This is a genomic window from bacterium (assembly GCA_016873475.1).
Lineage (GTDB): Bacteria > Krumholzibacteriota > Krumholzibacteriia > JACNKJ01 > JACNKJ01 > VGXI01.
Genome location: VGXI01000016.1, coordinates 1 through 23,558 on the forward strand (window position 1 = coordinate 1; position 23,558 = coordinate 23,558).

19 protein-coding genes are annotated in these 23,558 nt (G+C 70.9%); 11 read left to right on the forward strand and 8 right to left on the reverse strand.

Going from position 1 to position 23,558, the window contains the following annotated elements; genetic code table 11:
* The 5 genes from hflB to FJ251_02790 all read left to right on the forward strand — a co-directional run.
* Positions 1-1,419: ATP-dependent zinc metalloprotease FtsH (gene hflB, locus FJ251_02770; GenBank protein ID MBM4116651.1), on the forward strand; the 1,419-nt coding region annotated here is incomplete at its 5' end.
* Between the two features lies 1 nt (position 1,420).
* Complete coding sequence (gene folP, locus FJ251_02775; protein ID MBM4116652.1) at positions 1,421-2,683, forward strand: dihydropteroate synthase; 1,263 nt, start codon at positions 1,421-1,423, stop codon at positions 2,681-2,683.
* The gene (locus tag FJ251_02780; GenBank protein MBM4116653.1) at positions 2,623-3,459 is read left to right on the forward strand and encodes a TIGR00159 family protein; all 837 of its coding nucleotides are present in this window, start codon (positions 2,623-2,625) and stop codon (positions 3,457-3,459) included. The genes folP and FJ251_02780 overlap by 61 nt, the downstream gene beginning before the upstream one ends.
* Positions 3,460-4,144: 685 nt before the next feature.
* Positions 4,145-5,740: a hypothetical protein gene (locus FJ251_02785; GenBank protein MBM4116654.1), complete on the forward strand. Its 1,596-nt coding sequence runs from the start codon at positions 4,145-4,147 to the stop codon at positions 5,738-5,740.
* A 105-nt stretch (positions 5,741-5,845) separates the two neighbouring features.
* Positions 5,846-6,994, forward strand: a complete 1,149-nt coding sequence (locus tag FJ251_02790) for a GNAT family N-acetyltransferase (protein ID MBM4116655.1) — start codon at positions 5,846-5,848, stop codon at positions 6,992-6,994.
* A gap of 185 nt (positions 6,995-7,179) precedes the next feature.
* Here FJ251_02790 and FJ251_02795 read toward each other — a convergent pair whose 3' ends face one another.
* From FJ251_02795 to FJ251_02820, 6 genes are all read right to left on the reverse strand, one after another.
* Positions 7,180-7,812, reverse strand: coding sequence for a hypothetical protein (locus FJ251_02795; protein MBM4116656.1), 633 nt, complete (start codon positions 7,810-7,812; stop codon positions 7,180-7,182).
* A gap of 70 nt (positions 7,813-7,882) precedes the next feature.
* On the reverse strand, positions 7,883-9,049 hold the full coding sequence (locus FJ251_02800) for a glycosyltransferase family 4 protein (GenBank protein MBM4116657.1): 1,167 nt from the start codon (positions 9,047-9,049) through the stop codon (positions 7,883-7,885).
* Positions 9,049-9,921 (reverse strand): lysophospholipid acyltransferase family protein, encoded by an 873-nt coding sequence (locus FJ251_02805; protein MBM4116658.1) that lies wholly within the window; start codon positions 9,919-9,921, stop codon positions 9,049-9,051. Before FJ251_02805 ends, FJ251_02800 begins: the two co-directional genes overlap by 1 nt.
* 130 nt (positions 9,922-10,051) lie before the next feature.
* The gene (locus FJ251_02810) at positions 10,052-12,484 is read right to left on the reverse strand and encodes a hypothetical protein (protein MBM4116659.1); all 2,433 of its coding nucleotides are present in this window, start codon (positions 12,482-12,484) and stop codon (positions 10,052-10,054) included.
* Between the two features lie 122 nt (positions 12,485-12,606).
* Positions 12,607-14,469 carry a capsule assembly Wzi family protein gene (locus FJ251_02815; protein ID MBM4116660.1) on the reverse strand — a complete coding sequence of 621 codons (1,863 nt, stop codon included), beginning with the start codon at positions 14,467-14,469 and terminating at the stop codon, positions 12,607-12,609.
* Between the two features lie 14 nt (positions 14,470-14,483).
* On the reverse strand, positions 14,484-14,711 hold the full coding sequence (locus FJ251_02820; GenBank protein ID MBM4116661.1) for a helix-turn-helix domain-containing protein: 228 nt from the start codon (positions 14,709-14,711) through the stop codon (positions 14,484-14,486).
* Positions 14,712-15,129: 418 nt separating this feature from the next.
* On the opposite strand from FJ251_02820, the gene FJ251_02825 reads away from it, so the two are divergent.
* Positions 15,130-15,795 (forward strand): hypothetical protein, encoded by a 666-nt coding sequence (locus FJ251_02825; protein ID MBM4116662.1) that lies wholly within the window; start codon positions 15,130-15,132, stop codon positions 15,793-15,795.
* On the opposite strand, the gene FJ251_02830 is transcribed toward FJ251_02825, so the two are convergent.
* The gene (locus tag FJ251_02830) at positions 15,734-16,645 is read right to left on the reverse strand and encodes a hypothetical protein (protein ID MBM4116663.1); all 912 of its coding nucleotides are present in this window, start codon (positions 16,643-16,645) and stop codon (positions 15,734-15,736) included. The two genes, FJ251_02825 and FJ251_02830, sit on opposite strands and share 62 nt — an antisense overlap.
* A 336-nt stretch (positions 16,646-16,981) precedes the next feature.
* On the opposite strand from FJ251_02830, the gene cysE reads away from it, so the two are divergent.
* The 5 genes from cysE to FJ251_02855 all read left to right on the forward strand — a co-directional run bounded on the left by cysE (position 16,982) and on the right by FJ251_02855 (position 21,402).
* The gene (gene cysE / locus FJ251_02835) at positions 16,982-17,659 is read left to right on the forward strand and encodes a serine O-acetyltransferase (GenBank protein ID MBM4116664.1); all 678 of its coding nucleotides are present in this window, start codon (positions 16,982-16,984) and stop codon (positions 17,657-17,659) included.
* 24 nt (positions 17,660-17,683) lie between these two features.
* Complete coding sequence (gene cysK / locus FJ251_02840) at positions 17,684-18,649, forward strand: cysteine synthase A (GenBank protein ID MBM4116665.1); 966 nt, start codon at positions 17,684-17,686, stop codon at positions 18,647-18,649.
* A gap of 171 nt (positions 18,650-18,820) precedes the next feature.
* Positions 18,821-19,759 carry a malate dehydrogenase gene (locus FJ251_02845; protein MBM4116666.1) on the forward strand — a complete coding sequence of 313 codons (939 nt, stop codon included), beginning with the start codon at positions 18,821-18,823 and terminating at the stop codon, positions 19,757-19,759.
* A complete protein-coding gene (gene mdh, locus FJ251_02850) occupies positions 19,756-20,694 on the forward strand; it encodes a malate dehydrogenase (GenBank protein MBM4116667.1) in 939 nt (312 codons plus the stop codon). The genes FJ251_02845 and mdh overlap by 4 nt, the downstream gene beginning before the upstream one ends.
* A 153-nt stretch (positions 20,695-20,847) precedes the next feature.
* The gene (locus FJ251_02855) at positions 20,848-21,402 is read left to right on the forward strand and encodes a hypothetical protein (GenBank protein ID MBM4116668.1); all 555 of its coding nucleotides are present in this window, start codon (positions 20,848-20,850) and stop codon (positions 21,400-21,402) included.
* Positions 21,403-21,498: 96 nt separating this feature from the next.
* Here FJ251_02855 and FJ251_02860 read toward each other — a convergent pair whose 3' ends face one another.
* A complete protein-coding gene (locus tag FJ251_02860) occupies positions 21,499-23,460 on the reverse strand; it encodes a DUF4405 domain-containing protein (GenBank protein ID MBM4116669.1) in 1,962 nt (653 codons plus the stop codon).
* Between the last annotated feature and the right edge of the window lie 98 nt (positions 23,461-23,558).

Genomic DNA, 23,558 nt, shown 5'->3' on the forward strand with positions numbered 1-23,558 from the left:
ACCCTGCTCGCCAAGGCCGTCGCCGGCGAGGCGCGCGTGCCCTTCTACTCGATGAGCGGCTCCGACTTCGTCGAGATGTTCGTCGGCGTCGGCGCCAGTCGCGTGCGCGACCTCTTCGAGCAGGGCAAGAAGAACGCGCCCTGCATCATCTTCGTCGACGAGCTGGACGCCGTCGGCCGCCACCGCGGCGCCGGCCTCGGCGGCGGCCACGACGAGCGCGAGCAGACCCTGAACCAGCTGCTCGTCGAGATGGACGGCTTCGACACCAGCGAGGGCGTCATCCTGCTCGCCGCCACCAACCGGCCGGACGTGCTCGACCCGGCGCTCCTGCGGCCCGGCCGCTTCGATCGCCAGATCGTCGTCGACATGCCCGACGTGCGCGGGCGCGAAGGCATCCTGCGCGTGCACATGCGCAACGTGCCCGTCGCGGCGGACGTCGACGTCAAGGTGCTCGCCCAGGGCACGCCGGGGCTCTCGGGGGCCGACCTCGCGAACATCGTCAACGAGGCCGCCCTGCTCGCCGCCCGCCTGAATCACGACAAGGTCTACATGGTCGACTTCGACGAGGCGCGCGACAAGGTGATGATCGGCCCCGAGCGCCGCAGCCGCGTCCTCAGCGAGGAGACCCGCCGCAAGACGGCCTACCACGAGGCGGGCCACGCTATCCTCGGCGTCAAGCTCGCGCACGCGGACACCCTGCACAAGGTGACGATCGTCGCCCGCGGCATGGCCGGCGGCGTCACGCACTTCCTGCCCAACGAAGAGAAGCTGATGTACCGCGACCGGGACTACCTCCTCGACCAGATCACGATGGCCCTGGGCGGCCTCGTCGCGGAGAACCTGGTCTACGGCCGCCATACCAGCGGACCGCAGAGCGACATCCAGCGCATCACGCAGATCGCGCGGGCGATGGTCACCCGCTGGGGCATGAGCGAGAGCCTCGGCCCGATCGCCTACGGCGAAAACGAGGAGACCATCTTCCTCGGCCGCTCCATCGCCCACTCGCAGAACTACAGCGAGCGCACGGCGCAGCTGATCGACGAGGAGGTGCGCCGCCTCGTCGACAACAGCCTCGAGCGGGCCACCCGCCTCCTCACCGAGCACCGCCCCTCGCTCGACGCCATCGCCGCCGCCCTGCTCGAGCGCGAGACGCTCACCGGCGACGAGGTGCAGATCATCATGCAGGGCGGCACCCTGCCCCCCTTCGACCGCGAGGCGGCCGAGGCCGCGCGCCGCCGCAAGGAGGAGGAAGAGATGAGCCGCGGCGAGCGCATCGACGCCGTTCTCGACGCGGCTAGGCGCCGCGAAGGCGAGGAGCCCGGCAACGGGACGCGCGAACTGGTGCCCGACGGCGCCGCGGACGCGGCGCCCGCAGGCGAGCGGCCGGAAGCCGAGCGGCGGCCGCCGGACGGCGCCTGAGATGAGCGCAGGCGCCGGCAGCGCGTCGGGTCCCGGTCGCCCGCGCCTGCTGGCGGCGCGCGGACGCGAGCTGCGAGCGCTGCTGGAGGCCGCCGGTGTCGACGCCTACGGCGCCGCACTGATGGCCCGCAAGGCCGAGTCCCTCGTCGTCCGCGTGGACGACCTCCGCGCGCCAGCCGCCAACATCCTCAAGCAGGAGCTGCTCAGCTTGGGCGGCGACTGCGCCACCCACCGCGACGTCATTCTCGGCGGGCCCGAGCGCTCCAGCGCGCACCTGATCGGCAGCGAGCGGCAGCTCGCCCAGCTCCCCGCGAAGCTGAAGCCGCAGCCCTTCGGCCTGCGCCGCGTGGGCGAGGACCTGGCCGCGCTGCTCGCCGCGCGACGCCGCCCGCCGAAAGCCTTGACCCTGCCCGGAGGCGCCCTTAGTTTCGAGGCCGGGCCGCGCCTGATGGGCATCCTCAACGTGACGCCGGACAGCTTCTCCGATGGCGGCGCCTGCCTGGATCCCGAGCGCGCCGTCGAGCAGGGGCTGCGGCTGATCGCCGAGGGCGCAGACCTGATCGACATCGGCGGCGAGTCGACGCGGCCAGGCGCCGCGCCGGTGGCCGCCGACGAGGAGACGCGCCGCGTGCTGCCGGTGATCCGGGCGCTCGCCCGCCAGACCGCGGCGCCGCTCTCGGTGGACACGCGCAAGGCGAGCGTCGCCGCCGAGGCCCTGGCCGCGGGCGCGCAGATCATCAACGACGTCTCCGCGCTCGGCGATCCGGCGATGGCGGCGCCGGTCGCGGCGAGTGGCGCGGGCCTGGTGCTGATGCACATGCAGGGCGAGCCGGCGACGATGCAGGCGAGCCCGCAGTACGCGGACGCGGTGGACGAGATCTACCGCTGGCTGGAGGCGAAGCTGGCCGCGGCGCGGGCGGCGGGCATCGCCGGCGAGCGGCTGCTGGCCGATCCGGGGATCGGCTTCGGCAAGCGCCTGGAGGACAACCTGGCCATCCTGCGGCGCCTCGAGGAGTTCCACGGCCTCGGCGTGTCGCTGGTGCTGGGCGCGAGTCGCAAGTCCTTCCTCGGCGCGCTGCTCGAGGAGCCGGATCCGGGGCGGCGCCTCGAGGGCAGCCTCGCCGCGGCGGCCCGGGCCGCCGCGGCCGGCGTGCAGATCCTGCGCGTGCACGACGTGGCGGCGACGCGCCGCTTCCTGGCCGCCTGGCGGCCCCTCGCGCCGAGCGCCGGCGCGATCGCAAACGACGAGGACGGGCAGTCGTGAACGAGATCCTCTTCACCGCCCTCAACGTGCTGGACATCCTCGTGGTGGCCTTCCTCTTCTATCGGCTCTACGTGCTCGTCCACGGCACCCGCGCCGCGCTCATGCTCAACGGCTTCCTCGTCATCCTCGTCGCGGGCCTGCTCGCGCAATGGATCGGGCTGGCCACCTTCAACTGGATCCTCGACAACCTGCGCACGGTCTGGGTGATCGCCTTCATCATCCTGTTCCAGCACGAGCTGCGCAGCGGCCTCGCCCAGCTCGGACGCAACCGGATCGTCGGCCTCTTCTTCAAGGTCGACAAGGACGCCGGCCACATCCAGGAGGTCACGCGCGCGGTCGAGGGCCTCGCCCGCTCGGGGCTGGGCGCGCTGATCGTCTTCGAGCGCGAGATGGGCCTGCGCAACTACGCCGAGAACGGCGTGCTGCTGAACGCCGCCGTCAGCGCCGACCTCATCGAGACGATCTTCACGCCGCCCTCGCCGCTGCACGACGGCGCGATCATCATCAACGAGGACAGCCTGGTCGCGGCGCGGGTGATCCTGCCGCTCTCGCAGGATCCCAGCCTCAGCCGCGTGCTCGGCACGCGCCACCGCGCGGCGGTGGGCATCACGGAGGAGTCGGACGCGCTGGTCGTGGTCGTCAGCGAGGAGACGCGCACGATCAGCATCGCCGAGGCCGGGCGCCTGGAGCGCGACTTCGACGTCGCCGGCCTGCGCAAGGCGCTGATCGCCCGCCTGCGCGCGCGCGGCCCGGCCGAGCGCGGCGCGGCCACCTAGGCGCGCCGCAGCGCGCCCCGGATAAGTGCCGGATCCGGCGGGGTGACGGCGCCCCGCGCGGACGGACGCGGACGGCAGCGGTCCGGTCCTGGTGGCGATGGGCTCGCGGCGCCTCGCGCTGTAGCGACGTCCGGCAGCCGCCGGTCCCCCACGCCGCCCCCCAGCCACGCGGCCCCGCTCCCGAAGGGCGAGCCCACCGGTCCGCCGGCGGCGACGCCACGCCTGCAAGGCGACTCCTCCCAGATCACCCTGCGCGATGGCCGCTCGCCCGCCGGACCCGGCGATTGCGAAGACGAGGCGGACAGGCGGCGGGCCCGGTGCGAGCCGGGCCGCGAGCCGCCCGTCCGTGGGAGGGGGCCGAGCCGCGAGCCGCGCTGCTGATGAACTGGCTTCCTGCCGGCGCCTGGACCTCGTTCCCGCTCCACGCGCCGGCCATTGCAGGCCGTGGACCAGGCCCCGGCGGGCCGGCGGCGCCGCGTCAGCGCGGCACTTGCGCGCACCGCGGCGCGGGCGCGGGTCGCCGCGCGACAACCGCCGCGGGCGCGGGCCCGCGCGGCCTGTCCACGCCGGTGGCGGCGCCGCGAGGGGGCTTGAGTCGGCGCCCGCCAGGCGCTAGGCTGCTGGCCTGCCCGCGCCGGCCTCCGGCGCCCGTGCCCGGATCGCCTCCGGCTCTGTCGAGGTTTCCATGCGCGCTCAGCGGATCGCCCTGCCCCTCCTGCTCGCCATCGCGCTCGGCCTGGGCGCCTGTGAGGAGAAGCTCGAAGAGCCCGGCATTCACGTCCTCACCTTCGACAGCTTGCGCGGCACCATCGGCGACACCCTCCTCTTCGGGGGCCGCTACACGGGCAACCCCGCGGACGTCGCTCGCCACCAGTGGGACTTCAACTCGGACGGCATCTTCGACGCCACCTGGGTGAACGAGGGCCAGGACTGGCCGCTGGTCTTCTTCCGGCACATCTATGCGCGCGCCGCCGAGTACACGGCCACGCTCCAGGTAACCACCGTGCAGAACCGCCTCTACCGGGCGACGACGCGTGCCGTCGTCACCGACGGCGTGCCGCAGCTCAGCGCGAGCGTTCCCGACACGGTGGATTGCGGCGAGAGCTTCACCCTGATCGGCCACGCGGCCGACGACGCCGGCAATCGCGCCTTCTGGGACATCGGCGGCGACGGCAGCGCCGAGCTGAGCCAGACCTACACGGACAGCGTCACGCTCGCCTACGCGGCCAGCTTCGCCGAGCCCGGGCGCTACACGGTGGTCTTCGGCGCCAGCGACAACGACAACCACGTCGAACGCTTGAGCTTCACGGTGACGGTCGGCGGGGCGCCCTACTGGACGAGCGGGGCCTCGCTCGACGAGGCCCGCGCCGACCACGCCGCCGCGGCCCACGACGGCCGGCTTTTCGTCTTCGGCGGCCGCCACGGCCGCGGCGTCGTCGCCTCGACGGAGATCTACGACCCGGTCGGGGACAGCTGGAGCCCCGGCGCCCCGCTGCCGACGCCGCGCTGGGGGGCGCGGGCGGTGGCGATGAACGAGCGCATCTACGTGCTCGGCGGCGTCACCCAGGCCGACACGGTCTTCCCCAGCGTGGAGATCTACGAGCCGGCCACGGACAGCTGGACGGTCTTCGACCCGCCCCTGCCCAAGCACCGCATGCCGAGCCTGAAGCGCGGCTTCGCGGCCTTGAAGGTGGGCGGCATCACCGCCTGCTGCGATTCGATCCTGCTCTTCGGCGGCATGGGCGCAGGTGGCATCAACGACACGACGCTCATCTACAGTACCGAGCGCGACTCCTTCTCGATGGACCTGACCCACTTCATGCAGGAGACCCGGGCCTGGCTGGGCGGCGTCACCGCCTGGAACACCCCCGCTGAACTGGACGGTCGCCTCTTCGGCGTCGGCGGCAGCACGGATGGGGCCACACCGAGCAGCCGCGTCGAGGCCTACGATCCCTTCAGCGACTTCTGGCGTGTGCAACCCTCGCTGCCGACCGCGCGCCTGGCACCGGCGGTGGCCGTCTCCGGCGGCAAGCTCTATGTCCTCGGCGGCGCGACGGGCACCAGCGGCGCGAGCGCCGTCGCCGAGGTCTACTCGCTCAGCGGCGAGGCCTGGGACGCGCTGCCCCCGCTGCCCTTGCCGCGCAGCGGAGCAACGGCCCTGGTCCTGCCGGGCCTGGAGCGGATCTTCCTGATCGCCGGGGCAACGCCGGCCACCTCGACCTACCATGTCGAGGGCAGCCGGGACCTGCAGATCCTCCCCCCCTGGCGTTGCGAGCCCTGAGCCGATAATTGCGTTTCTGCAAAAAACACTCAAAGAGGAGCCTCGTTGCGCCGATACCACACACCATGCGGGGGCTCCACGTCTTGCCACCGCTGAGGCTGATTCATGGCGCCGGCGGCGGTTTTGTTTGGTGGCTGGCGGTGGCTGGATTATCTAGGAGACAAGGGGATTTCGGGTCTCCGCTCTCCGCCGCGGCACGCGCCTCGCATGCATCTGCCGGGCTCTCCACCCGGCACCGCTCGTGCTGCAGGGTCGAGTCCACCGAGGAACACCTTGCCGGATAAGCAGTTGATCGAGGTTGAGTTGATCGGCCGCGGCCACGAAGGGCTCCCCGCCTTCTTCGAGGCCCTACCCAAGGAATCGGGCTGGCCGCCGGACACCGTGCTCTCGCTCACCGACCGCGAGCCCACGGAGTTCGAGCGCGCCGAACGCTACTTGGCGGCCCTGACCGAGGGGCAGATCGTCGGCGCGCTCAGCCTGCACCCGGCGGCGGCGGGCAACTACCACCGCATGCACAACCTGCACTTCCACATCGACGTGCTGCCGAGCTGGCAGGGCAAGGGCGTCGGTACCGCGCTCATGCGCCGGCTCATCGAGCATGCGCGGGCCGAGGGATTCTGGCGCATCTACCTGGGCACGCTCTCCTGGAACCAGCGGGCGCTCGAGCTCTTCGGGCGCTTCGGCTTCCGGGTGGAGGGACTCAGCCGCGCGGCCTACCGCGTCAAGACCCGCGGCGGCGAGGACTACTTCCTCGACGGCATCGGCATGGCGCTGTGGATCGGCCCGCGCCTGGAGGTGAAGCCCGGCGACTGGAAGCTGACGGCGCAGTGGAGCGAGCCGGGAACCGGTCAGGTCGCCTACGCCCAGGACGGCGAACTGCTCACCGAAGAACTGGTCGCCCTGCACGCGGCGATGGGCGACCTGCGCCACCGCTTCCCGCGCCTGGTGAAGGCGGCCTGGCGGCAGAGCGACCTCGTCGTCACGGCGCGCCTCGGCGGCCGTCTCGTCGGCGCGGCGCGGGCGATCAGCGACCGCGCGAGCACGCTCTTCGTCTGCGACCTGATGGTCCACCCCGAGCTGCGCGGCCAGGGCATCGGCAGCGAGCTGATGCGCCGCCTGGTGGGGCCCTACGCGGGGCTCTATCAGATCGTCCTGCTCACGGACCCCGAAACGATGCCCTTCTTCGAGCACCTCGGCTACATGAGCTGGGAGTACACGGCGCTGCAGCTCAACCCACCGCGGTCGGAGGCCTAGGCGCCGACGCCGCCCGCACCCGAAACCCACAGGGGCGTGGCGGGATAGCTTCAGCCCGCCGGCCTCATCCCCGAGCGGCGGCCCAGGACTTGCCACGTGGCAAGTCTGAGCCATCGTCCCGCGGCCCTGCAATCGACCGCGCCGCCGCTCGATGAGAACCGCTCGTCCGCACCAGAATGGCCTCTTCAGCGCTCACCACTCTGCGCGCGGGTCAGGTCCTCGAGGAACTGCGGGTTCAGGCACACGGCAGCCGCGTTGAGGGTCTCACCTGCCTTGATCCTTGCCAGGGTCCGGTCGAACTGCGGCATCGCGGTTGGTGGTATCGTGAAGTGATATCGCCTTGGAGGGGTGCCGAATGCGATGAGTCCGCCACGCTCGATCGTAGCGAAGAACTCGTCGATGGACCGCTGGTGAAGCGCAGTGACGTCTAACTCGCTCTTCGTCTCCTCCGGGATTAGGATCTCGTACGATTCATCGGGCGTGTCTGTCCAGCGAACCAAGAGTCCCCACTCAAACTCCTGGACATCAAGGACTAGCGGCGAATCGCGGTACACCGTTGAGTGAAGCGCGATCCGCTCTGCGCGTGTGCTCGCTGCCCTTGCAAGGTCGTGCGCCGCCTGCGCGAGCTCGTGCTTTGCCCGGGCAAGGTCTGTGACCGTGATCGACGGCGTCAGATCGCCCGGATGCGAGCCTCCCGAATAGAGGTACCCATTCAGTAGGAGCGCGGCCGTCCCGACGCCGGCGAACGCGAAGACGAGAGCAGGAAGTACCGCCTGGAATTCCCCTCTCTCCAGCAGCGTGGCGAGGCTACATGGCAACCTCTCTCGGCCGCCTGCTTCTAACCCCTGGAGACATCGGCCGGCGCGACGGCCAGGCCGATGCTGCTCGTCAAGTAGCGGCCACGACGGCGAAGCGCGGTTCTTCCTCCTCGACGGCCGGCTGACCCAGCGCTTCCCGATACACCGCTTCCACGCGCCGCGCAATCTCGCTCCAATCGAGGCCGGCGGCCTTGGCGCGGCCTCGCTCGCCGTAGCGCCGGCGCGCCTCGGGGTGGTCGAGGAAGTAGCCGAGCGCGCCGGCCAGGGCCTCGGCGTTGCCGGGCTCGACGAGCAGGCCGTCGACGCCCTGGCTCACGACGTCCCGGTAGCCCTCGATGTCGAAGCCCACCACGGGCAGGCCGGCCGCCATCGCCTCGACGAGCACCATGCCGAAGCTCTCGCGGCCTAGACTCGGCGCGCAGAAGACGTCCGCCGCGGCATAGACCGCAGCGAGCCGTGCCCGATCCGTGATCGCGCCGAGGAAATGCACGCGCCCGGCGAGCGCCGCGGGCAGCGCCGCCTCGAGGCGCTCGCGATCCGGCCCGTCGCCGACGACGAGCAGGTCCACCCCGTCGCGCTCCGCGGCGAGCCGTGCGAAGCTCGCGAGCAGCAGCGGCAGGCCCTTGCGCCTGACCATCGCACCGACAAAGAGCACGCGCAGGCGCTCGGGATCGGGCCCCGGCAGCGCCGCGGGCCGCGCCCCGGCGAAGAGCGCGTAGTCCACGCCGTTGGGGATGATCCGGTAGTCGCCCGGAAAGAGCCGCTCCACGGGCCGAAGCGCCGCCCGGCTCACCGGGATGCGCAGCCGGGCCGCCGCGAGGCGCCGCCCGAGCGGGCCGCGGAAGCTCTGCACCAGCAGGTCGCGCGGATAGTAGCTGTGGAAGGTGGCCACCACGGGACAGCGCGCCTGCGCGAGCGCGAGCAGGGTCAGCGTGGGCTGCAGCGGGCTGTGCAGGTGCAGGACGTCGAAGTCCTCGGCGGCGAGCAGCGCCTCGAGCTGCCGGCCGAGCTGCCAGCCCACCGAGAAGCGCGAGAGGCTGTTGTTGTAGCGCACGGGGATGCTCCGCCCGAGGCGCAGCACGCGCGGCCCCGCGTTCGTCGCTTCCCCGCGCATCCGGCTCGTGATGACGACCGCCTCGTGGCCGCGGGCGGCGAGCGCGTTGCCCAGCGATCGGATGTGCTCGCTGACGCCGCCCCAGAGCGGGTAGTAGAACTCGCTGATCAGGCCGACCTTCATCAGGCCGCCGCTCCTTTCGCGCCCGCCGCCGGCTCGAGCGCCAGGGCGCCGTCGTGCAGCGGGTAGAGCACGCACCACTGCTCGGGATGCGCGGCAACGGCCGCCGCCAGCGCCCGCGCGTAGCCCGCCAAGGGATCCGCGTCCGCAGGCAGCGGAGCGCTCACCTTGATAACATAGCCGCCCGGTTCCCGCAGCAGGAAGATGGGCAGGAGCGCCGCGCCGGCGCGCTGCGCGACCTCGAGTCCCGCGGCGGGAAAGGCCCGCAGGCCGCCGAGGAAGGGCGCCGCGCGCAGGCCTTGACCCGCCGTGCTCGCCGGGTCCAGCGCGCGATCGACGAGAATGCCCACCGGATGGCCGCGGCGCAGCTCCCGGTAGAGCGCCACGCCCGCGCCCGTGCCCGAGATCGTGCGCTGGCCGCCCTCTTCGCGGAGGCGTGCGAAGAGCCGCGCGAGAGCCGGCGGTTCGAGCGCCTCCGCGAGCGCGGCGAGATTCGGCAGCCGGCGCCCCAGCCAGCGCGAGAGCAGGTCCCAGTTGCCCAGGTGCGCGCCGAGGAAGCAGAGCGGGCCCCACTCGACCGCCTCCAGATGCTCGAGGCCGTCGACGCGGATGCGCAGCGACGCGATCCGCGCGGGCCGGGCTGCCAGGGCGAGCAGCTCGCCCCAGTAGCGGCCGTAGTTCGCGAAGACGTCTCCCGCGCGCGCGCGGCGACCGCCGGCCGCAGCGATGGCGGCCAGGTTCGCGGCCACCACCACCCGCCGCGGTGAGAGAAGCCCGCCGAGGCGCCAGAGCGCCGCCGCGAGCGCGGCAAGAACGCGCATCGGCAGCAGCCGAGCGAGGAGGAGGCCGAGGCGCAGGGCGATCAGGGTCGGCACGCGGGCTCCCGGAGGTGGCGGGGGGCGGCTGGGCGGCAGGGTCGATTCTAGCGGCCGCGCGGTCCGCCGGCAGCAAAAAAGGGCCCCCCGCAATGCGGAGGGCCCTCGCGAACTCGCAGCCGCGCCGCGCCTACTGCACGCAGAGCAGCTTGTGGCTGGCCGCCTCGAGGCGGCCGGCCGCGTCCAGCGCCGCCAGGCGCGCGAAGTAGACGCCGCTGGGCAGCTGGCGGCCCGACTCGTCCGCGCCGTCCCAGCCGATCACGTGATAGCCAGCGGCCAGCTGGCGATCCGCGAAGAGGCGCCGCTGCAGGCGGCCGGCGGCGTCGTAGATCTCCAGGCTCACCGCGGCATCGGCCCGCATCGTGAAGGCGATGCTCGTGAAGGGATTGAAGGGATTCGGGAAGCTCGCCAGGCCCGCCAGCAGGCCGCTGCCGGGCACGGTCCCGTCCGGCACGCCCACGGCCGTGCCCAGCACGCCCGTGCCGCCCGACTCGTGGTAGCGCTCGGCGAACTCCTGCAGGAACATGTTCGCCGCGCCTTGGTCGTGGATGATCACCGTGTTCTCGTCGTTCCGGCTGTCCGCGGCGAAGCTGTAGTTGTGGCTGCCGGTGGCCACCAGCGGATCCGCGCCCAGGTTGTTCACGTCGACGATCATGTACTTGTGGTGGAGCAGGCGGCTGCTCGGCAGCGGCGTGTCGATCCAGACGTCGGCCGGGATGTCCCAGGCATAGGGCGTGCAGGCATCGCCGGCCATCTCGTAGTAGACGCTGCCCGTGCCGCAGGCGCCCAGGCTCTCGTCGAAGACGCCGCGGATCTCGAGCGCGCCGTTCAGGGCCGCGCGGCGATCGTACATGGCGTCGGAGAGATTGTAGTTCGTGAAGGAGAGGATGGCGAAGTAGACCGAGTAGTCGGCCGTCGCCACCGTGCGCTCGAGCTGGTCCTCGACGGCGTCGCTGGGCGACATGTACTGCTCCACGCGCAGGCCATTGATACGGAACTCGTGCGGCGAATCGTCGCGTTTGCGCGAGCCGAAACGGGCGAGCGCCGCGTTCGGCGTCTGCGTGCCGCTGCCCCACATCTCGTTGAAGTCCATCAGGTAGGCCTGGGCGAGGCCGTAGTCCCGGATGTCGAGACCGTTGTTGACGTCGTCGCTGCCCGCGCTGCTCATGTTGGCGCTGCCGGTCCAGACGCGGTCGTTGTACTTGTCCGCGTCGCGGCCGTCGATCACCACGTACTTGTTGTGCATGATGCCGTAGCCGTCGGCCGCGCTGTGGTTGCCGCCGTAGGTGCTCGTGATGTAGGGGATGCCGAAGCTCGCACAGTAGATGGCGTACTCCGCCGAGTTATCGGCCTCGATGATGATGCGCACCAGGCAGCCGCGCTGGTGGGCGGCAACGAGCGCGTCGCGCACGTTGGTGAGGCTGAAGCTGTAGAGCGCCGCGTCGACCGAGCTGTCGGCGCCGTTGATGAGCTGCGTGAGGATCGCGCTCAGGTTCTGGCTCTCCGGCACCTCGTTGCCCGTGTCGGCGTAGCTCTCGTCGGCCGTGAAGCTCATGTAGACGTGCAGCTCGCCGGGCTGATCGCTGGCCGTCGCGAGCAGTTGGTCCTGCCCGTAGCGCGTGCCCTCGGCGTCGCTGCTCTTGGCGCGGAAGTGGTAGATCGTGTTCGGGGTGAGGCCGGCAAGCGGCACGGTGTGCGTCAGCTCGCTGGCGCCGGCGTCCCCGGCGGTCAGCCCGTAGCTCTCGGTGAGCCCGTACTCGATCTCGCTCGAGCCGGGCGTGGCCGTCTCGAAGTAGAGCGTGGCCGCCGTGCTCGCGAGGTCGATCACCCGAGCGGGACCGCTGATCGGCGGACCCGGCTGCGTCGGAATGATGTCGGACAGGAAGCGCGGCACGATCTCGTAGCCCGAGGTATAGGGCGAGGTCGTGTCGTACTGCTTCAGGATGCCGATCGCCGAGAAGTTTGCGCCCGGGTTCGGGCTGCCGTTCACGGCCGTGTCCTTGTCGATGAAGAGCAGGGCCGTGGCCGTGCCGTCCGTGACGTAGATCGAGCTGTTGGAGCCGATCGGCGAGGTCGGCCAGGCGCCGCTGACGATGTTCAGCCCGTCCATGCGGATCAGCCGGCCTTCGTTGGGCTCGCTGTGATCCACCTGGAAGGTGCTGTTGAGCTGCGCGCAGGTGATCGTCAGCGGCGCGGGGACCGCGTAGCCCGCACCGTGGAAGACCTGCACGAAGGAGGGCGTGCTCAGCTCGACGAGGCCGTTGTAGTTGGCCACGGTCGCCGTCACGGTGATGCTGTCGCCGAGCTCGGCCTCGTAGGTCGCCGCGCCCGCGCTCACCCAGAGGTTCACGCCGCCGGTCGGGTCCTGGACGTAGACCTCGTAGTTGTAGGTGCTGTAGATGCTGTCCGGGCTCGTGATCACCCCGCTGACCGTCACCACCTGGCCGAGCAGGTTCGGCACGCCGTTGGCGTTGTTCAGGTGCAGGTTCGAGATGGGGATGGCCGCCGCCGGGGCGGCCAGGGCGAGGATCCCGAGGAGGATCATCAGGCTGCGCAGTCGCATTTGAGTCTCCAGAGGCTGGGGGAGTGGTCCGCTGGGCGGACGATGCCGCCGCCGGTCCACGCGGCGAACCGGACCGTCAATTATAGCAAACGCAGACGGGATCCCGAAAGGGGGCCGGCGGCTCAATCGCCGCTGCGCAGACGCCGCTCGAGACGCCAGGCCAGGCCCAGCTCGAGCTGCCACCCATCGCCAGGCACGCGGCCGCCGGCATCAGGGGGCCAGAGACCACTGCGCTCGACCCGCGTGAAACCGCAGCGCAGGTCGAGCCGGCCGGCGCCAGGCGCGCGCCAGCTCGCACGCTCCCAGGTGACCCGGTAGAGGCGCTCGATCGAGCGCTCGCCCACCAGCCAGGCCTTGTCCTGCTTCTGCAGGCCGATGAAGCCGAAGTCGGCGCCGCGGCGCCAGAGGCCGTCCTCGCCCTCGACCAGCCCCCAGCGGCACTGCTCGAACTCCAGGCCGAGGCGCCCCCAATTCGCGGGCGGCAGGCGCAGCGCTGCGTAGAGGCCGTCGGCGTTCGGCCCCAACCAGTGCCCGAGCAGGCGGCCCTCGCCGAGGCGATCGTCGCGCAGGAAGGCGCGGCGGATGTCCCGGTCGTGGTGGAAGTAGACCTGGGGATCGAGGTGCGCGGCCTCGAACTCCAGATCGGCGCCGGCCAGCCCGAGGGGATTGGCCCAGAGCAGCCCGATGAGCTGCGCGAAGCTCGAGATGCCGGCTTCGTCCCCCTTGGGCTCGGCCACCTTGAGCGCAACGATGCGGTCGAGCAGGAACTCGCCGTAGATCGTCAGCGGCGGCAGGTCCAGGCGCCCGTCCAGGCCGAGCGCCTTCTTGTCGTCGGTTCCGCTCTGGTCGAAGATGTCCTGCGTGCCCGCCACGAGGAAGGTCACCGGGTTGAGATAGGCGAGGTCGATGCCGCGGCCGCCGTAGGCCACCGCCTCGTAGAGTCCAAGGCTGAACGGCCCCGGCGGCCGCAACTCGAGCCGATGCAGGGCGACGTAGGCCTCGCCCGGCACGTCCGGCGCGGTGCTGTCCGGCGGGAAGGGCGCGCCCGGAATGTAGCTCGGCGGATTGGGGCCGCGCTGCGTCTGGGCGAAGAGGCTCGCGGCGGTGAGGTAGCGCGTGCGGAGGTGGAAGCTGATGCCGTCGAGCGGAAAGGGATTCTCGGAGAGGAAGAGGCTGCCCCGGCGGCCCGCCCCCCAGCGGCGATCCTCGCGGCCCAGGCGCAGCTCCGCCCAGTCGCCGCCCCAAGCGAGCACGGCGCGGTCGAGTCGCGCGCTCGGCTCCTCGATCAGCTCGCTCACGGAGCCCGGCAGGTTGTCCACCCAGCCGCTGTCGGCCGCGCGGCGACTGAGCCGGCTGTAGTCCTCGTAGAAACGGAGCTGGGCCGTGAGCCGGCCTTCGGCTTCGGCGTCGAGACCGAGGTGGAAGAAGCCCTTGCGGCGCGGTCGGCGCTCGACGAGCGCGACCGAGTCCAGATCCGTGGGGCCACCGAGGAACGAGAGCCCCGCCGCGAGCTCCCAGAGCGCGCGCGGCTCGCGGCCCGGCGCGCGCGGCGCCGGCGGCGTGGCCGGCAGCCACTCCGCGCAGAGTGCTTCCAGCCGCGCGAGGCGGCGGGCGTCGGCCGGCGCCAGCTCCGCGCGCCGCGCGGCGACGGCGGCCAGTGCCCGCGCGATCTCATCGCGCCGGAGCGGCCGCAGCTCGAGGCTGCCGTCCCAGAGCCCGAGCGCGCGGAAGTGCTCGAGCTCGGCGTACGCGGCCTCGCCCGGCCCCACGCGCAGAGCCCCTTGCGCCCGCGCCGTGACGCACTCTGCAACGGCGAGGAAGGCCAGGAGTGCAAAGCGAGCGATGGGATGGCGCAAGGAAGCCTCCGGCGACGGCGGGCGCGAGTGTAGGCGCAGGGCCGCGGTGCGGACAAACGAAAAGGCCGCCCCGCGCGCGGGGCGGCCGATCGTCGCGTCGATTGCGGGGCGCCTCCTTGCTCCCCCCATCGAGGCGCCAGGGTCTAGGCGCTCACTTCCTGGGCGAGCCAGCGGTCCAGCACGCTCTTGAGGAAGCGCCACTCGCTGCCGACCTTCTTCGCCGGGATCTTGCCTTCCTTGGCCAGCCGGCAGACGGTCTTCACGTGCATCTTCAGATACTCGGCTGCCTCGACCGAGGTGAGCACCGGAGAGACCTGCTCCTCCGTCCCCACGTAGATGTTCGAGTACTCGCTATCCTTCCAGTCGGCCATCGGTATCTTCCTTCGTTCAGGTTCCCAACGCTGCAGGTAGCCTGAGCTTCCCGCCAAAGCTTCAACGAGCGCCTCTGCTCTGAGCTGACTCGCCAGCGGGCCGAAGCCTGCGGCGTTCCCCGTCGGCGAGAGGTCAGCAAGGCCCGTGCCACCGCCATTACTCCCCATAATTCCCCATCTTTCATGGGTTTGCGAGTTGCTGGCCCTTTGCGGCAGGGCAGCTCCTGCAGGATTCCGGCAAGGGACCCGGCCCCCTTTGCCTTCCCCGTCCTGCCCCCTGGAGCCTCGGCGCGGCGCGCAGGGCGGCTGGCATTCCGCAATTGCCCGTCCGCGCCTCGGGCGCCGCCGGGTCGGCGCGGCGCCGCCCGTGGCATATGCCTTGCAGTTTTCGCTGCAATCCTCAGCGGACGGGAGGCGCATGGACTCCGCCTTTGTCCAGATCGATGGCGGGCTCGCGCAGCGGCGCCGGCGGCGATTCGCCTTCATGATCGAAGCCCTGTTGCGCAGCCGGCTCAGCGCGGGACTGGAGACCGGCTGCCATCGTCCGGACGAGGACGTCAACATGTACCTGGCCGCGCTGCTCTGCCGCTACGCGGAAGGCGAGCCGCGCGGGTGGGGCGAGGCGCCGATCATCCCCTACGCCGGCGCCCTCGCCGAGCGGGTGGCGAGCGCGCGCGAGTGCCGCACCAAGTACCTGCTCTACCGGCGCAACGCGGATCACCTGCTGGTCAGCCTGGGCATCTTCGGCAATCCCTGGCTGCGCCCGGCGCCGACGGGCAGCTGTCCGTGGCGCAGCGAGCGCGAGGATTGCATCGGGCGCGGGAAGAGCTACTACGCGCAGGCGGCCGCCTACGCTTCGCGCCTCGGCGAGGGCCGGCGTGGCCTGGACGCCCTGCTCGCCAAGCTCGACATCGGCTTCGAGGACTACTTGCGCATCCTGGAGACCCTGCGCAGCGAAGCCTTCAACCTGCGGCAGATCTTCACCGTCGGCGAGTGGTACTACTTCTGCCGCGAGCTGGGGATCAGCCGTCCGCTCGCTCCGGGAGGGCCGGGGCCGCTGCCACCTTCCGCTGGGCTTGGATGAACTCCTGAACCTCGCGCGTGACCCGCGCCCCTTCCGGACCCTCGAGCAGCAGGTGACCGCCTTTGTCCAGCAGCAGGGTGCGGGCGCGCTTGCCCAGCGCGCGCTCGACGCGGCGCAGGCCGCCCGGTCCCAGCTCGGGGTTGTCCTTCGCGTGGATGGCCAGCACCGGCATGCCGAGGCCGGCGAGCTGCGCCGAGGCTTCGCGCACGGCGCCGTAGCGGTCGGCCATCCAGCGGTGCGGACTGCCGGCGATCAGGCGCTCGAAGAGCGCGGGGAAGAGCCGGCTCCAGGTGAGGGCGAAGCGCTCGTTGAAGCTGAGGTGCGGCTTCAGGGGTGGCGAGAGCAGGGTGAGGCTGGCCACCGGATGCCGCGCGGCGATCAGGATCGCGAGGATGCCGCCGAAGCTCGAGCCGACGAGGTGGATGGGCACGTCCAGCAGCGCGAGATTGCCGTAGCGCATCTCGAGCTCGGCGAGGGGCAGCTGCCAGGGCACGTTGCCTCGCTGGGCGCCGACGGCCGTCTCGCTGGGCAGCAGCGGGCTGTAGACCGTCATCCCGGCGCGGTAGAGGTGGCGGCCGACCTGGAAGTACTGGGCCGGCGTGCTGTGGCCGCCCGGTACGAGGAGCACGGCGGCGGTCGGCGTCTCCTGCAGGTAGAGGAAGGAGCGGTCCCGCTTGGGAACGTCCAGATCCTCCTCGCGCAGGCGCTGCAGCTCGTAGTGGCTGCGCAGGATGTTCAGGCGCTCGGCCAGCGGCAGCGGCGACTCCTGGTTCATGCGCTCCAGGGTCCAGACGCTGTCCGTGATGTTGCGCAGTTGCTCTTCGCGGGTGCTGGGAATGGCGGAACTCATGGCGATCGCGACGGCTCGGTGGCGGAGGGAAGGGTCCGAAACTGCCGCGAATATAGACCATCGGCCGGCGACCTGCCAGCGCCCGGTTTGACACTCGCCCGGGATTCCTGTAGAATACGGGCCATAGACACCGAGCATCCGCGACGAGGAAACCTCGATGGATCGACTCCTGAGCAATCCGACCTGCTGTTGTCGCCCCGTTCACATCACGGATCGGCGGGAAGGATTGTAGTCCGGTAGCTCCTCAGCACACGAAAACAGGACGCGGGCCTTCCGGGCCCGCGTTTTTTTCAGCCGTCGGTGGCCGCGCGCCGCCGCGGCAGAAGGCGGTGGACGATGAGACTCTGGCGAAACCTCCGCGAGGACCTGCGCTCGGCCCTGGACCGCGACCCGGCCGCGCGCAACGGGCTGGAGTTGCTGCTGCTTTATCCTAGCCTCCACGCTGTCTGGTGCTACCGAATCGCCCACGGCCTCTGGCGCCGCGGCCTGCGCTTCCCGGCCCGCTTCCTGATGAGCATGGTGCGCGTTTTCACCGGGGTCGAGATCCACCCCGGGGCCACCATCGGCCGCCGCTTCTTCATCGACCACGGCGTGGGCGTCGTGATCGGCGAGACGACCGAGATCGGCGACGACGTGCTGCTCTACCAGGGCGTCACGCTGGGCGGCACCAGCCTCGCCAAGGGCAAGCGGCACCCGACCCTCGGCCACCATGTCGTCGTCGGTGCGGGCGCGAAGGTGCTCGGACCGATCAGCGTCGGCGACGGCGCCCGCATCGGCGCCAGCAGCGTGGTGATCAAGGACGTCGAGCCGCGGCAGGTCGTGGTCGGCATTCCCGCCCGACCGGTGGACCGGCGGGAGGACGCGGAGATCCGTCTTCGGCACAACCTGATCAAGGACCCCGTGCAGGAGAGCCTGCGCGGTCTCGAGGAGCGCATCCGCTTCCTCGAGAGCCGCCTGCAGGGCGACGAAGCGGCGCGCGATGATTGGACTCGCGCCGTCGACTACGAGATCTGACCCGGACGACCGAGGAGCGAGGCCATGCGCGGGATCCACGCGAGCATCGTCGACACCATCGGCCGCACGCCGCTCGTGCGCCTGGGCCGCCTCGACGCCGGCCTGCCCGGCCGCGTCGTCGCCAAGCTCGAGAGCTTCAACCCGATGTGCAGCGTCAAGGACCGCATCGGCGCCAACATGCTGCTCGCGGCCGAGGCGGCGAGATTGATCAAGCCCGGCGACACGCTCGTCGAGCCGACCAGCGGCAACACGGGCATCGCGCTCGCGATGGTCGCCGCCGCGCGCGGCTACCGGCTCGTGCTGACGATGCCCGAGACGATGAGCGTGGAGCGCCGCCAGCTCCTGCGCGCCTTCGGCGCCGAGCTGGTGCTGACGCCCGGGCCGGGCGGCATGAAGGCCGCCATCGCCGAGGCCGAGCGCCTGCTCGCCGAGAACGCGGGCTGGTTCATGCCCAGCCAGTTCACGAACCCGGCGAATCCCGAGGTCCACCGGCGCACGACGGCCGAGGAGATCTGGCGCGACACGGAGGGCGCCGTGGACGCGCTCGTCGCCGGCGTCGGCACCGGCGGCACGATCACGGGTGTCGCGCAGATCCTCAAGCCGCGGCGGCCGGGCTTTCGCGCGATCGCCGTCGAGCCCGCCGAGAGCCCGGTGCTCTCGGGCGGCCAGCCGGGCCCGCATCCGATCATGGGCATCGGCGCCGGCTTCGTGCCCGCGGTGCTCGACCCCGCGCTCATCGACGAGATCCTCACGGTGACGGCCGCCGACGCGCGGGCCGCCGCGCGGCGCCTGGCCCGGGAGGCGGGCATTCTCGCCGGGATCTCCAGCGGCGCCGCCCTGCACGCGGCGCTCGCCGTGGCCGCCCGCGCCGAGAGCGCGGGCAAGCTGATCGTCGTCGTGCTGCCCGACACGGGCGAGCGCTACCTCAGCACGCCGCTCTTTGCGGACCCGGGTGCCGGCGAGGGCGGGGCGGGCGCGCCGCTGCCCTGAGCCGCCCGCGCTGGCCGGCGGCCGCTACTTGCAGCTTCCCGCAAGAACTTGCGCAAGTCCGCGTTGACGAGTCCATCGTCTTGAATCCGGCTTTCGGCTCTGGCATATTGGGGCCTCGTGCGCCGCCCGGGGGCGGCGCCTCCACGCCACCTGTCTCGAGGAGCCGAAACCATGAAGAAGGTGAGCATCGTCGGCAGCGGCAACGTGGGCGTGAACAGCGCCTTCTTCATCGCCGAAACCGCCGCCGCGAATGTTCTGCTCGTGGACATCCAGGAGGGCATCTCCACCGGCAAGGCGCTGGACCTCATGGAGGCCGCGCCGATCCGCCGCTACCGCACGCGCATCGAGGGCAGCGACGCGATCGCCGACATCGCCGGCAGCGAGGTCGTCGTGCTCGCCGCCGGCCTCATCCGCGCGCCGGGCAAGGAGCGCAGCGAGCACTTCCAGGCCAACGCCGCCCTCGCCCGCGAACTGGCCACCGCGATCGCCAAGCAGGCGCCGGAGGCCAAGGTCATCGTCGCCACCGAGCCGGTCGACGCGATCGTCAAGGTCGTCGTCGAGACGACGGGCTTCGATCGCCACCGCGTGATCGGCGTCGGCGGCATCCTTGACAGCATGCGCATGGCCTCCTTCATCGCCGACGCGCTCGGCGTGAGCCCGCGCGACATCCACGCGCTGGTGATCGGCAGCCACACCGGCCGCATGGTGCCGCTGCCCTTCTACGCCCGCGTCAACGGCGTCGAGATCTCGCAGCTCCTCGACGCCCAGACCGTCGGCCGCATCGTCGACGACACGCGGCGGGCGGGCGACGTCATCGTCGACCTCGCCAAGCACGCCAACGCCTACTACGCGCCCAGCGCCGCGATCACGACTCTGGTCGAGGCGATCTGCCTCGATCTCAAGGTCGTGCGCTCGGTGAGCGTGCTGCTCGCGGGCGAGTACGGGCTCAGCGACGTCGCTCTCAGCGTGCCCTGCAAGCTGGGCGCGGCCGGCGTCGAGCAGATCATCGAACTGGCACTCAACGAGGAGGACCGGCAGGCGCTCGCCGCCTCGGCCGGCCCCGTGCGCGCGCTCTTCGCGCCCGCCGAGGACAGGAAGGGGACGCGATGAAGAAGGTCAGCATTATCGGCGCCGGCCACGTCGGCGCTACCTGCGCCTACTACGTTGCCGAGAAGAACATCGCCGACATCGTGCTCGTCGACGTGGTCGAGGGCATGCCGCAGGCGAAGGGCCTGGACTTCTGCCAGGCGGCGCCCCTGCGCCAGTACGGCGTCAAGGTGACGGGCACGAACCGCTACGCCGAGATCGCCGGCAGCGACGTGGTCGTCGTCACCGCCGGCGTGCCGCGCAAGCCGGGCATGGACCGCATGGACCTGCTCAAGATCAACACGGAGATCGTCAAGACGGCCGCGCGCGCGATTGCCGAGTACGCGCCCAACAGCACGATCATCGTGGTGAGCAATCCGCTGGACATCATGTGCATGGTCGCCCTCGACGCGAGCGGCTTCGCGCTCAAGCGCGTCTTCGGCATGGCGGGCATTCTCGACAGCACGCGCTTCCGCTGGTTCGTGGCCGAGAAGCTGGGGGTCTCCGTGCACAACGTCCAGGCGATGGTCCTCGGCGGCCACGGCGACACGATGGTCCCCCTGCCCCGCTTCACGACGGTGAACGGCATTCCCATCACCGAGCTGCTGCCGGCAGCCGAGATCCAGGCCCTTTCTGACCGCACCCGCGAGGGCGGCGCCGAGATCGTCAAGTACCTCAAGACCGGCTCGGCCTTCTACGCCCCCGCCGCGAGCACGGCCGAGATGGTCGAGGCCGTACTCACGGACGAGAAGCGCATCCAGCCCTGCGCGGCCTACCTGCGCGGCGAGTACGGCCACGAGGCGATTTACTTGGGCGTGCCGGTGCTGATCGGCGCCAACGGCGCCGAGAAGATCATCGAGCTGGACCTCTCCCTCGAGGAGAAGGCCATGCTGGACAGGAGCGCCGAGGCCGTGAAGGAGGGTCTGAAGGCCCTGCGCAGCTTCTACACGATGGCGTAGTATCGGCCGCGGTTGGGAACCCCCCCGCCGCTAAACGAGTAGCAGGCGGCCTTCGTCCAAGGCCAGTGCTTCCCGCGGAGGGGCTTGACCCCGGCGATCTCCTCCGCGACAACGCGAGCGTTCCGGGATCCGACCTACCCCAAGGAGAGTGTCATGAAGCGAATCGCGCTGTTCCTCGCGCTGCTGGGCGCGGCGGCCATGCTGACCGCCGGCTACGCCTGGGCCGAGGGGGGCCACGCCTTTATCGGCCTCAAGAAGTGCGCCATGTGCCACAAGAAGGAAGCGACGGGCAACCAGCTGGCCAAGTGGGAGGCCAGCGCCCACGCCAAGGCCTTCACCGACCTGAGCAGCGAAGCGGGCAAGGCCAAGGCGGCCGAGCTGGGCGTCGCCGATCCCACGACCGATACCAAGTGCCTGAGCTGCCACACGACCGGCCATGGCACCAAGGCCGAGCTGGGCGGCGACCTGCTCCTGGCGGCCGATGGGGTCTCCTGCGAGGCTTGCCACGGCGCGGGCGGCGACTACTACAAGAAGGCCACGATGGAGCAGATCCATGCCGGCACCCTGGACGGCAAGACGGTCGGCCTCGTCACGCCGACCAAGGACGTCTGCCTGACCTGCCATAAGGCGGAGAACCCCGAGCACAAGGGCGCGTTCAACTTCGAAGAGGCTGTCAAGAAGATCGACCACTCGATCCCGAAGCAGTAAGCGCGCCTCGCCGCTGTAGCCAACAAGACGCCCCGCCGGACGCTGTTCGGCGGGGCTTCTTGCGTTCGCGCGGGCCTTGGCGCGCGGCGCCCGGCGCTAGATCGCCGGGCCGCGCTCGCCCGCTTCTCGCTCGGCGATGATCGCCGCCTCCTCCGCGTTGCTGGCCGCGAGCGCCAGCGGGTGCTCGGCCTTGAACTGCTCCTCCGGCATGAAGCCCGTCAGCCAGGAGGGGTTCATCGGGTAGACCTTGGGGCTGAACACCGTCGAGTACATGTGCCAGATGAGGATGGCCAGGAAGGCGAGCCAGGCCTCGTAGTAGTGGATGACGAGCATCACGTCGAGGAAACCCTTGGGCAGCCAGTTCACGAAGAGGTTGTCGAACCAGAGCAGCAGGCCCGTGGCGCCCATCACGATGGTGCCCCAGACGAGGGCCCAGTACTCGGCCTTCTCGACGTAGGAGAAGCGGCCGAAGAGCGGGTGCTTCTGACTGCGGCCGAGGTTGTAGGCCATCATGCCGAAGAAGTCGCGGAGGTCCTGGGCGCACGGCCACATCTCCCGCAGGAAGATCCGGCCGCGGCGCGTGATCAGGAAGAACAGGTGCCAGACCGAGGCCAGCAGGAGCACGACGCCAGCGATGCGGTGCAGATCGCCGCGGAAGCCGGAACCGCCCTCCCAGCTGAAGAGCCAGCGCGACCACCAGGCCTCGTAGAAGCGCAGCGAGAACCCGCTGATCACGAGCACCGTGAAGGAGAGGGCGAGCACGAAGTGCTGGACAACCTCGTCGCCGTCCATGCGTCGCACCTGACGCTTGGCCATCACCTTGCGGATCTGGTGCGCGAGGTCGACGAGCCAGTGCAGCGCCATGCCCCCAATCACCACAGTGATCAAGACGAGGTAGATCACGCGCACGATGCCGGCGACACCCGTGTGCAGGCCCGTCGTGTCCTGGTGGATGGGCGTCGCCGCGATCTCGGCCGTGATCGAGGGGTGGCAGCCGCCGCAGGTATGCTGGAGGTTGGCCGGGTGGATCGTCGAGGTGGAGTCCGCGGCCGGCAGGATGCGGTGGGCGCCGTGGCAGGAGGCGCAGTTGGCCACGGTGGCGTCGCCCGCCTTGCTCTTCAGCCCGTGATAGGAGTCCTGGAAGGACTGGAGGCGCCCCGTCGGCAGCTCGTACTTGTCGTTGAGCATCGCCGACTCGTGGCAGGGCGAGCAGGTGGCCTCCGCCAGGCGGTTCGCGCTGACCGGCGAGCGCGGATCGGCCGTCGGCAGGATGTTGTGCTCGCCGTGGCAGGTGGTGCAGATCGGCGACTCCACCTGGCCGCGCTCGGTGAGCTGGCCGTGAATGCCCTCGTGGTAGTCCTGCGCGATGTACTGGTGGCACTTGCCGCAGGTCTTGGCGATGTTGAAGTGGTTGATCGCGGAGTTCACGTCGCCCGGCGGCAGGATCTTGTGCGCGCTGCCGTCCGTCGAGTGGCAGTCGTTGCAGGTGGCCGCCGAGTAGATGCCGCCCAGCGCCGCCCGCCCGTGCACGCTGTTCGTGTAGACGTTCACCGGGTGCTTGAAACGGATGCCCTGGGCCTCCGTGAACTTGTTGTCCTCATGGCACCGGGCGCAGGTCTTCGGCAGGTTGAGCGGGTTGACCGGCGATCCCTTCTCGGCGACGGCCCGGATGTCGTGCGTGCCGTGGCAATCGCTGCAACTCGGCACCCCCGGGCTGACGCCCACCTTGCCCAGGCCATGCCGGGTGTAGACGCTGCTCACCTCGTCGTGGCAGAGGCCGCAGTCGACGGCGGGCAGGTCGTCCGCGTGCGGCAGCTCGGTGATGTCGGCGTGGCAGTCCAGGCAACCGAAGTCGGCGTGGACGCTCTTGGCCAGGTGGGCCGGCGTGACCTCGACGGGATCGCCGCCCGAGCCCTCGTGACAGTCCAGGCAGTCCTTGTCGCCGATCTGCGGGGCTGCCGGCGGCGCGGCCGCCGCGTCCTGACCGCTGGCCGGCGCCGCCAACAGCAGGAGCGCAAGGGCCAGCGGCGCGGTGCCGCCGGAAATCAGAGCGCGCATCGGACACTCCTTGGGCAAGCGGGATCTCTGGCGCCGGGACCTGGCCGGACCGCCAACTGGCCTAGAATATGGACCTTCTAGTCTCCAATCAAGGGTCA

Bases quoted from the DNA above. Each gene is read 5' to 3' on its own strand.
- folP (MBM4116652.1), top strand. From the start codon at position 1,421: ATGAGCGCAGGCGCCGGCAGCGCGTCGGGTCCCGGTCGCCCGCGCCTG.
- FJ251_02785 (MBM4116654.1), top strand. From the start codon at position 4,145: ATGCGCGCTCAGCGGATCGCCCTGCCCCTCCTGCTCGCCATCGCGCTC.
- FJ251_02790 (MBM4116655.1), top strand. From the start codon at position 5,846: ATGGCGCCGGCGGCGGTTTTGTTTGGTGGCTGGCGGTGGCTGGATTAT.
- FJ251_02800 (MBM4116657.1), bottom strand. From the start codon at position 9,049: ATGAAGGTCGGCCTGATCAGCGAGTTCTACTACCCGCTCTGGGGCGGC.
- FJ251_02810 (MBM4116659.1), bottom strand. From the start codon at position 12,484: ATGCGACTGCGCAGCCTGATGATCCTCCTCGGGATCCTCGCCCTGGCC.
- FJ251_02815 (MBM4116660.1), bottom strand. From the start codon at position 14,469: ATGGGGGGAGCAAGGAGGCGCCCCGCAATCGACGCGACGATCGGCCGC.
- FJ251_02820 (MBM4116661.1), bottom strand. From the start codon at position 14,711: ATGGCCGACTGGAAGGATAGCGAGTACTCGAACATCTACGTGGGGACG.
- FJ251_02825 (MBM4116662.1), top strand. From the start codon at position 15,130: ATGGACTCCGCCTTTGTCCAGATCGATGGCGGGCTCGCGCAGCGGCGC.
- FJ251_02830 (MBM4116663.1), bottom strand. From the start codon at position 16,645: ATGAGTTCCGCCATTCCCAGCACCCGCGAAGAGCAACTGCGCAACATC.
- cysE (MBM4116664.1), top strand. From the start codon at position 16,982: ATGAGACTCTGGCGAAACCTCCGCGAGGACCTGCGCTCGGCCCTGGAC.
- cysK (MBM4116665.1), top strand. From the start codon at position 17,684: ATGCGCGGGATCCACGCGAGCATCGTCGACACCATCGGCCGCACGCCG.
- FJ251_02845 (MBM4116666.1), top strand. From the start codon at position 18,821: ATGAAGAAGGTGAGCATCGTCGGCAGCGGCAACGTGGGCGTGAACAGC.
- mdh (MBM4116667.1), top strand. From the start codon at position 19,756: ATGAAGAAGGTCAGCATTATCGGCGCCGGCCACGTCGGCGCTACCTGC.
- FJ251_02855 (MBM4116668.1), top strand. From the start codon at position 20,848: ATGAAGCGAATCGCGCTGTTCCTCGCGCTGCTGGGCGCGGCGGCCATG.
- FJ251_02860 (MBM4116669.1), bottom strand. From the start codon at position 23,460: ATGCGCGCTCTGATTTCCGGCGGCACCGCGCCGCTGGCCCTTGCGCTC.